Genomic DNA, 8,229 nt, shown 5'->3' on the forward strand with positions numbered 1-8,229 from the left:
AAAACCTTACTTCAGTTTCCATTGATAAGAAAAGAAAAACCGCCCGAAGGCGGTTTTTTTATATCCTAGTGCTAATTCTCTACCCAGCTATCAATCATATCGATCCTCGCTTCGAGCAAGCTATCAAAATGGTCGTTGTAACTCACCCACTTCTGAAGGTTGATGTGGGGTTTAAATTTAATTTCCTTAGAATGATCAGCATACTCAAGGTCTGTGTTGAGCTTATTAAGCTGTTTAGCAGCCTCAATTTCGTCTTCTTTGTACTTGAGTTTGATCCAGTTACTTGGAATTCTAGTCACACCACTATCGACCATGTGCATTCCTTCACCTTTCTCTAAATCTAGCCCTGCTCCAAACGGAGCATTGACTTGTATACCAAAGTTGATGCCTTTCCTTGAACTGCTTGGTGCAATCATCGGCCTTAAGCCATTTACTTTGTGACCAAATAGATTGATATAAGAAAGCTCTTCCACACTGGCAAACAAAGTGGTTTCTTCCTCCCTTGCACCGCTCCATGTCGATAGTGCTATATGTTCTAAACTTTCTGAATTCATCTTAACCAGATCTTCTTGAAGCTCAGATAGCGACTTAGGAATTTTTTCGATTTCAGATCTTTCAAAGATAAAAGAGTCACCCACCTTTTTCACTGTTCCGAGTCGTGCGACTGCTTTGAAATCTGTCACTGGACATAGGTTTGAGCCAGGCCATAAGTTTGGATCATAAGAAAATTGAACGTGAATTGGGATTAGGTTTTTGTCAAAACCTTGCTCCTCTAAATTATCAGGATCACACGGCTTTGAACGAATCAGTAGAGTTGCCGTCGTTTCTTTATTCCAGTCAAACGCAGTAACTTTACCACTCATGCGCTTATCAGCTTTTAGGAGAGGGTCATCCCCACCTTTCTTAGCTGAGGCGTATTTTAAGCCACTTTGCCCTAAGTAAAGGGTCACTTTTGCCCCATCAAAAACCTGTGGATATCGTACTTTCTTACCCTCAGGTGGCGTTAAAAATGTCTTCTCATAGAAGAGACCATCGCCAAAAATAGCGCCGCTAAAATTGATAAAGTCTTTTGTTAACTCATATTGACGAGATGGCGACAACGTCACGTTAAATCGGTCGATGGTTCTCTCTTTGCTATCTGCCGAACCAAACGAGCGCAGCACATTGACACGCTTTTCTGTCTTACTTTGACCTGGCACTTTTAACTCAAAAAAGTAGCTCAGGAATTTGAAACCACCCGAGACGGTCGAGCTAGCAGTTGTATCAAAGAGACTCTTCAATGCAACGTCGTCATAATTAGCAACTGGTCGAATGCCAAATACACGTGTAGTACCAAAGAAATAATTTGGCTGAATAATGACTCCAAGTTTCTTCGCATTATTGTCATCACCAAAAATCACTTTTCTCTCTTGTTCAGAAAAGTTCACAGGTGTTAACTCTGATACATATTCTATATGAGTAGAGGCAACACTATCACTCCACTTCCAGTTTCCTTCATTTGAACTATGTGAGATGACATCAAGACAAATCGGCAGCTGACCAATAACGTTGCTGTTATCTTCGCTCCCAACCCCATCTTTTACCAACGCTACGACCTTAATATTGTCATAGGGTGTTAGCATTGCACCGTTATCTCGATAATATTGCTCAAACGGCACCCAATCATCATACTTTGGAACTGAACCATTACTTTTATAAGGACGACGAACAAAGACTTCAACTCTCTCGAAGATACTGTCATCTAATCCTGTTGGTGGTTTATCTCCTAATAATGCTTCGAAATGGCTGTCGTCTTGACTTGCTCTGTAATGAATTGGGAAGTAATGGTTATATCGCTGAGCTTTCTCAGCCATAAAGTCGGTTAAATCATCGGATGCATAATGGCGGTAAACATTAACACCTTGAGCGTATATTTTGGCAACCGAAGCGCTACCAATTTGGTTGTATGTTTGACTGTAGCCATTTTTCTTCATCCAAACTTCATCTAAGTGTTCAGCACCCAGCAGTGAGATATCAACACTCCAATCATCATTGAGGATGAACTCATTAATATAGCCCAGCACATCGAGATCACTGAACTGATTGATTTTAGGACCACTCAGCACATCAGCGTCACTTAATATCCCACCACCGCTAAAAGTACGATTCGCATTGACAGCATGAAAGCTCTTAATCAATCGAATCAAACCATTCAACGCAATCATTCGCTTCATATACGATTTTAAGTACACTCGGGTCGCATTGGGGATATCTGGCTGTGCTAAAAATTGGTTAAACGCCATAAGATCTTGATGACGGATGGAATCAACCTGCTTAACGCATTTTTGGTATTCAGTGTTTGGCTTTAAGAGGTCCATAATAGCAGTAGCAAGCTTTACACCCTCAACCCCAGCGGCAATCACTTTTGCTGGCGGGAAGGCCATGGCCGCACCACCAATTAATGCATTCAAACCGGATTGGATGAACTCCAGCATCGTCTGATCTTCGTTCATGTCCTTGGCAATTTTTATCTTTGCCGCCTTTTCAACATTCATAAGGCCTGCACGACACGGTGGATATTCCACAGAACGACTAAATGCGAGATAGATTTCAACCCGACGGTTTTTCACTCGCTCTTCAATTGTACGGTTGGTATTACCAGGTAATGAAGCTGCATACCCTTTTGCTACAATTTTGAACATAGGAGACCAAACGCTTCGAGCGTCCGGAGACATCGCATCAAGGATTGCCTCTTTGACAGAAACAGCACGCTTTTCCGATAGAGCCAAGTTGTAGGCTTCTGACCCCATATTACATGTATGGCCTGTTATGACAATTTCGAAAGGGTTGCTAATTAACGCCTGTAACTGCTCAGCGATTCTTTTGTGCACACTACCTTTTTCAGTGACTTGGTAAGAATCGAACTCAAAAAATGTCATGTTCAACCGAAGTAACACGTCTTCTACACGCTGGTCTAGTGAAACACTGCCTTCTTCTACAAACAAATCTGGCATTTCATTTCTTAGTTGATTGACAGCATTTTGATACTTCTCTTCCGTTCCCTGAAAAGCTTGTGCTTTATCTGCCTGTACAGAAGCGGTTGTTGCCATGTATTCCTGTATTTTAGATAGTAAATCTCCGTGTGCCGAACCTTGAGCAGCTTGGCTTCCGTTCCAATTGGCATAGGTATTGACGGCATCGTAACCCAGCTCCGCAATAGTTAGCGGTTTATCTAACATGTCTAAAGCTTTCGTTCCGATCCGCCCTGCGCCAGTAAGGTATGGCAAAATGGAAGCGCTCCATAACGGAGAGACTCTATCCATCTGCGCATGAAACTTCTGACTAAACCACACTATTTGCGCATTAATGCGGCCATTCATAAAGTGAACAGATTGGGTCACTTCGTTCGGATAGTGATCATTTAGGTCCGCCACAGCTTTGATGAAAGCTCTAGACGCTTGTGTAGCACCCAAAGTTTTACTTACGGTAAGTGCTAGCTTAGCAAGTTCAGCATCCCCAGTGTTAATGCTTGATACTGAAGAAGCTGCAAATTTACTTAACGCCCCCCAACTGATGCCATCTTTTAACACACCGGAAGTTGACTCTAAACTGCCTTTTACCGTTTGAAACGTCGCCCACGTTGAGTTTGGCAAACTGGTTTTGGTCTCCTTTCGTTCAATCAGCTTTGCTGGGCTGTCGTAAGGGAATGCTTCTAAATCGGCATTCAAATGAGGGAAGAATTGTGGGGCGTGGTTAATTAAGGCTTCTTCAACGGAGATAGGATCGCCATTAACAACGGATGTACGCCCCGCGGTTGTGTGAATATCCAGAGCAAGGGCATTTTCTTTTAGACTATATGATTCGGGTATCCTGCTAGCTCTTAGAGCCCTTTTGATTTGCTCGGCGTCGCCCCCATTAATTTTCTTTGAAAAATCAATATCAATACGAACAAAGGGTAGTCGGTCATTTAAAACTAAAACACTTTCCGAGTTTAACCAAAACGTTGCGACATACATAGACTCGTCTTGACTAACCTGACCATCTGTAGAGTATTTGTACAAAACGTCTTTAACCGTCGATGTAGGTAAAACACCCTGACCCTCCGTCTCAGAGCCTTGGATATTAATGCCTTTTGGTAAATCGGCTAATGTAACTTCAGCGCCAACATAATCTTTTGAGGAAAAAATAACCTGAATAGTATAAAACTGCGGAACTTCCACTATATGTATTTGTTTAGAGTGGCTATTATTAAACCACTCTGCGTAGTTGTTAAAGAAGTCACTGCTTTGGTCAACTTGGTCCGAGGGGGGAGCTAGGCAATCTTGCTCGACACTTACACGCTTCACGCTTAAATCAGTCACACAAGCAGGTTGCCCTTTATCATCCTTTATCTCCTTAAGATCATTATAAGACAACAAGTTGTAGAGTTTAGTTAACCATGGCTCTTGGTCTTTACTTTCTTGGGCTGCATTCGCCATCTGGCTTAATGGCACCAAATAGCTCGGGAAAAACAGCACGTCTTGCACGGCGCCCTTGTTAATCGCGGCTTCCACACAACCCTTTGCCAAAGGAGCCCTCAGTAACTCAGCGCCTATCTGATCAGCATTGAATTCGCGAGCCGCTAAAATATTAAGCTTCCCCAACTCATCACTAACCGCGATCGGATTTTTACTGCTGGTGGATATCTGTTTGTTAGTAGTACTGTGGTCTGCAACAAACTCTTGTTTAACTTCTAAGCTCGGAATAACCAATGTTTCATGGGCTAATGGGAAAAAGCGCCCAACAGGTTTACCATCCCTGTCATGCAATCTTCCCATTAGATACAGGCCCGGAATATCGTAACGTTTTACCATTTTTTAACCCCCATATATTCCCTTACCTGCTCCATATCTGTAAATAGCGCTTTCATATCGTAATACTGAGCACAATTCTGGAACTCTCCTCGGCTTCTTGCGCAATCCCAACGTAACTTTTCTGTAACGTCTGGTAAGAGTTCATCATATTGCGCTTTGGTAGGGATAGGAGGCATAAATGGACGCAGATCCATACTTTCAAAGTCTGCATACATATGTGACGGTATAAAAAAGCTTAAGCGATGGAGTCGGTCATAGTCGAATTCACCTTCCCCAGTTTTTAATGCGTAGTTATAGCTCAAACCATCAAACATCCCTACTTCTCCGGGCTGTTTCAGGCGCACAACTCTGTTGCCATTTGCTCTCGCATACCACTTACCTCGCTGCAAAACATACCTTTCTGGCACCTGTTCAATTTTTTTCTGAGGGTCTTCAAGCGAATATAAGTCGTAGGGTTCACGTCTATTACAGGCTAGATACTTCTGCAGCGCTCCTTTGGTAAAACGGGTCAAACATTCAGGAGCTAAATACTCTTCTTTACCAAGTAAAGACATATCTGAAAAACGGAACACTAATTGCTGATCAGGGCCTCGGTTATCGGCATCATCTATTTTTCTTACTTTATAGATAAATCGGTCATTCACCTGATCAATAAAGAAAGCATAACCATCACGCAGCGGATTGAAGGTTTCTTTATCAACGTGGATCGCAGATTGAAATACGTCACTTCGATTGTGGCTTTCGAGTTCAAGGCGCTGTGGGTTACGACTATCAGAGTCAATAAAATAGAACTCTTTACTATCTTGAGTAAAGGTCGCCGACGTGCAAAACTCCGCCTTAACGATGATTTCTCTTTTCTTTAAATCATAAACAGCGCAATTAGCCCATGCTCCATAACCATAATAGCGAAACGCTAGATATCTCCCGTCAGGGGAGCGTTGGATATCATTCCCCCCAGCTGGTAATTCACCAAATTCGTCGCGATGAAGTAACAACCGGACATCCGTTCCATCTAGGTTCATAGTATAGATGGTAGAATCTGGTCCATAGTTAAACATCACTTGAGGTTGAGTGTGCGTTGCATTCCACTCTTCTATAGGTGCACCTTCTAGAGGATCTATTACTATCCGCCACCCCCTAATTTTAGAAATCTCTCCAGTGTGCTTACCAAAAGATAGGGATTCAATTATGTAGCTAAGATTGGTTTTATAATTCTTATCCATTGAAGGCTTGCTTTGCCAATGTATAACACCAGCCCCAGCCAATAAGGCGGCAATAATGGCGCTGCCTATTATAATTTTTTTCATAATTTGTTCATTCTCTTCATAATTTGATAAACCGAGGTCTAAAGCACATTCCCCGTGTTATCACTTTAATTGGCGTTGATAAGCTCTAGCATCATGTCTAATGTTTTCTTTTGACGCTCTCTTTCTTCATTAACTTCATCAGGCACTCGCTGTTCTTCGTGCTTAGAAGCCATCGGTAATTCTGGTGGTTCTGCGGTGATCTCTTGGTATGTCAGCCCTTCAAACATCATCACCGCGCTGTCTTGCCCCCCAAGGTGCGAAAGAACAAGTGTAAACTTTCCTTTGGGAGGCATACCTGTCACTAAGGCACTGATATAACCATCTTTACTGATTAACTCAAAGGGCTCGGTAACTCGCCAGTCACTTTCAGAATCTTCCATAATGACAACCAAGCCGTCATACGAAGCCAGCGAGTAAGGGTCTAGCTGTTCTGCCAACGGGCCATCTACCAAGCCAACTTCCAAGCGGACGAGAAAACCACTGTTTTTTCCATCCACATAAGCAATGACCGTATTACTCTGGTCGTAACTACGTACTATGGCTTGTTGGTCACTCAGCCATGGCATGTCGTCTTCGGTCACTTTGTGGATGGCTGCGCTGTCTACATCGGAGGTGAATTCTTTTGCACTGAATGACTGTGCGTCACTGTAACTGCTTAATTCATCTAATGGCGTGCTGGATTTATCTAGCAAAGCAGCATCCGATTCTAATGCTTCAATTTGAGCAAAGCGCTTTTGCTTTGGTGAGAAAATGATCTTGAGTCCATTTTCTCCCTGTTGGACTTCACCCGATATTTTGTAAGGTGCCCAGAAATGCGCCATGGCAAAACCACTTGCGCTTCTTTGTATTACCTGAGGTGTGTCTTTTTTCTTTTCTTCTTGCTCTAGGGTACGGTAATACTCGACGTCAACATCTTGGTAGTAACCTTTCTCGTTTATGGCCATCTCACGCCAAAGCTTCCCTTTCCAGAACACATAAAGGAAACCACCACGCAAATCAGAAGCTTTTGCTTTGTCGTTGCTACCATCTAAGTAAGCCAATGGTCTCACCGGCACCAACACGTTGTCCCACTCATCCATCTGAGTTTCTTTATCAACGGGTTGTAGGTTCTCTGCGAGTTTAAGCAAGATCGGCTGAGGCTGGTCAGAGCAAGGGATTTTGATATAGAGCGTTTTGCCCTCAGCTTCGAGATCTTTAAATGTCGCTAGGCTGCGGTGTTTGTTTTCTGTATCGGCCTTGCCTACAGTAACTTTTTCTTTTTGAGCGTCCGTTTTACCCAACATCAAACATGCTGCATTACTAGACCACTGCCCTGCAAACTCGACAACGATTTTTTGATCTGGGCTTGGCTCAGAAGGTACATGCGTGTAACTACGAACTAAAGCAACATCGTCAGTAACCTGCTTGTAACCCGCTTTAAAAACTTTGCTTTCATCCGAAGCAGATACAGAGTCAACGAGTGTCTTAAGTCTAGGGAAGCTTTGTAACTGAGAGTCCGTTAATGGCGACCTACGAGCAAAGGAAGATAATGAGACCCAACTGCCTTTCCCAAGTTCGGTTCTGATCGCTGTTAGCAATCCGCTGGTCGTTTTTTTAGAAGAAAGAGAGATCTTTTGCGCAAACTCTTTAGGGAGGTTTCTAAGGATGTCATCTGAATTTCGCAAACGCGAAAGCTGCCCTATACACTCGTCCGGTGTAAGGACATAAGATAGCTCGCTGGAGGATAGCTTCGAGCTAGGTATAAATTTGCAAACTAAATGCATTTGAATTCTCCACAACCAACATCGTAAATATGGTTGCGGTGACATTTAAGCTGATAAGGCTTACAAGTACGATTTGGTGCGCTAATGCTACTAATTTAATTTATAACATTCAATCACATAGAAAAATCAACAAATAAGCTAAAAGCCACCCAAAAGACACATTAGCTAGCAAATAAGTCGCTTTAACTACAGATAAAGACAAAATGACTAGACGTTAAAATCAAAAAGAAGGATTAAAATAAAAGGAAATATTTTATTTTTGGGCAGAAGTTAACAGTTTCGATACAGACAATAAGGGAGTGAAGAAAGGCTCTAAAGCAATGGCCT

At 42.6% G+C, this 8,229-nt stretch carries 3 protein-coding genes; all 3 read right to left on the reverse strand.

Translation table 11 applies throughout. From position 1 onward, the window contains the following. Window positions 1–71: 71 nt before the first annotated feature. Window positions 72–4,832, reverse strand: a complete 4,761-nt coding sequence (locus tag A9237_RS22145; RefSeq protein WP_237358438.1) for an OmpA family protein — start codon at window positions 4,830–4,832, stop codon at window positions 72–74. Continuing rightward, on the reverse strand, window positions 4,826–6,139 hold the full coding sequence (locus A9237_RS22150) for a TolB family protein (protein ID WP_078609692.1): 1,314 nt from the start codon (window positions 6,137–6,139) through the stop codon (window positions 4,826–4,828). The genes A9237_RS22145 and A9237_RS22150 overlap by 7 nt, the downstream gene beginning before the upstream one ends. Before the next feature lie 65 nt (window positions 6,140–6,204). Further along, the gene (locus A9237_RS22155; RefSeq protein WP_078609693.1) at window positions 6,205–7,902 is read right to left on the reverse strand and encodes a hypothetical protein; all 1,698 of its coding nucleotides are present in this window, start codon (window positions 7,900–7,902) and stop codon (window positions 6,205–6,207) included. Window positions 7,903–8,229: the final 327 nt, after the last annotated feature.

The organism is Vibrio owensii (assembly GCF_002021755.1).
Classification (GTDB): Bacteria; Pseudomonadota; Gammaproteobacteria; order Enterobacterales; family Vibrionaceae; genus Vibrio; species Vibrio owensii.